General features: G+C 60.8%; 1 protein-coding gene and 1 pseudogene. Both read left to right on the forward strand.

Features of this window, described 5'->3' with window-relative positions; all coding sequences use genetic code 11:
• Positions 1-294 precede the first annotated feature (294 nt).
• Positions 295-495 (forward strand): annotated as a pseudogene (locus tag QP996_RS11700) (transposase); the annotation flags it as partial.
• A gap of 102 nt (positions 496-597) precedes the next feature.
• On the forward strand, positions 598-1,710 hold the full coding sequence (locus QP996_RS11705; protein ID WP_284872806.1) for an IS30 family transposase: 1,113 nt from the start codon (positions 598-600) through the stop codon (positions 1,708-1,710).
• Positions 1,711-1,718: the final 8 nt, after the last annotated feature.

Here is a 1,718-nt window from a genome sequence, read left to right on the forward strand (position 1 = left end):
GGAGTTGTCAGTGGGTGAATGCGCCACCTCGACTTGGAGGTTGTTGTGGCTGGTCGTTGGACTCCGAAGGATGTGAAAGCTGCTTCTGTGGCGCGGCTTGTTGCAGGCGATGATGTCGGCGAGATTGCTCGTGATGCCGGTGTGGCGGAGGCCACGGTTTATGAATGGGTCAAGCAAGCTGGTGCGCTCCCGCCGAAGATGGCGTTGGCGCGTGCACGCGACCAGCTTGTCGATGACGCGGTGGCGTTGGTGACTTCAGGCATGTCAGTACCGGATGCGGCTGCGACGTTAGGCATGCCAAAGAGTGCGTTATACAAGCGGTTGGCGAAAGTCGGTGTGCTGACCGAACTGCAGAAAAAGCCGCGCATCACCCCGCAGCAGAAAGCAGACGCGGTCGCACGGGTGCTGGCTGGTGAGCCGGTGAAACGCGTTGCTGATGCATATGGCATGTCGGCCAATTCGGTGTATCGCTGGGTGCAGCAAGCACGCCAGAAGAAGGCGGCTGAACGCTGTGATGCGTCACAGCGCGCCAACACGCCGGAGGCTTGCGCGGTAAAACCACCTGCACACAGCAAAGTTGATGGCGTGCCAGCACCAATGAAAACACAGGCAGGTAGCGCGCCTGCCGACCACGCCGAGGACCGTGTGAAAGTCGGCCGCGGGGTCCAACTGTCGTTTGAAGACCGCCTGACGATCCAACATGGGTGCAGCCAGGGATTGTCAGCCAGACAGATCGCCACACTTCTGGGGCGCCACCACAGCGTGATCAGCCGGGAGATTGCCCGCAACGGATGGGAAATCATCGACGATGCCAGCGGTGAGGTCAAGGTGTTCTACAACGCCCGGCGTGCCCACACGGGCGCTAAGGCGCGTGCGTGCCGGCCGAAGGTGCGCAAGCTTGATGACAACCCGGTGCTTCGTGCTGTGGTGGTGGAATGTCTTGCCCGCCGGTGGTCACCCGGGCGCATCAGTGTGTGGCTGCAGTACGCTTTCGCCGATGATGAAAGCATGCGTATTTCCCACGAAGCGATCTACAGCGCCTTGTACATCCAGGGCAAAGGCAGCCTGCGCGCCGAGCTTGAAGCGGTGATGAAGACCCAAGATGTGCTCATCCGCGGCGGGAAGCGCCGAAAAACCCGGCCCCGCAACGCAGGTCTGCTCACCGGCAAGCCGTGGATCAAAGGCGCTGAAATCACCAAGCGCAGCCCAGAAGCCGACGACCGGGCAATCCCCGGGCACTGGGAAGGCGATCTCGTCATCGGCAAAGGCGGCAAAAGCGCGCTGATCACCCTCGTAGAGCGCACCAGCCGCTACACCCTGCTTGGCCACCTGCCCACCGAACACACATCGATGACGGTGATTGCAACGATCCAGCAGATGGTCAAAGACCTCAACGCCGAACAGCTCAAGACCATCACCTGGGACCAAGGCGTGGAAATGGCTGAAACCGCACGTGTGCGCATCAAAGACGGCTGCGAGGTGTACTTTTGCGACCCGCACTCGCCGTGGCAGCGGCCGACCAACGAAAACACCAACGGTGAGATCCGCCGCCGGTTCTACAAGAAAGGCACCGACTTCGCCGAAGTAACCCCCGAGCACGTCGCCTGGGTACAAAACGAACTCAACGACACACCACGACAAGTCCTCGGCGGAGCAACCCCACGTGAAATACTCGAGCAAATATTCAAACGTGGCGCATTAACCGCTTGATCCCGCCG

It is taken from the genome of Corynebacterium sp. MSK008 (assembly GCF_030232585.1).
Taxonomy (GTDB): Bacteria; Actinomycetota; Actinomycetes; order Mycobacteriales; family Mycobacteriaceae; genus Corynebacterium.

What these genes read in the sequence shown, in the direction of transcription:
- QP996_RS11705 (WP_284872806.1), top strand. Translation starts at nt 598, where the DNA reads ATGAAAACACAGGCAGGTAGCGCGCCTGCCGACCACGCCGAGGACCGT.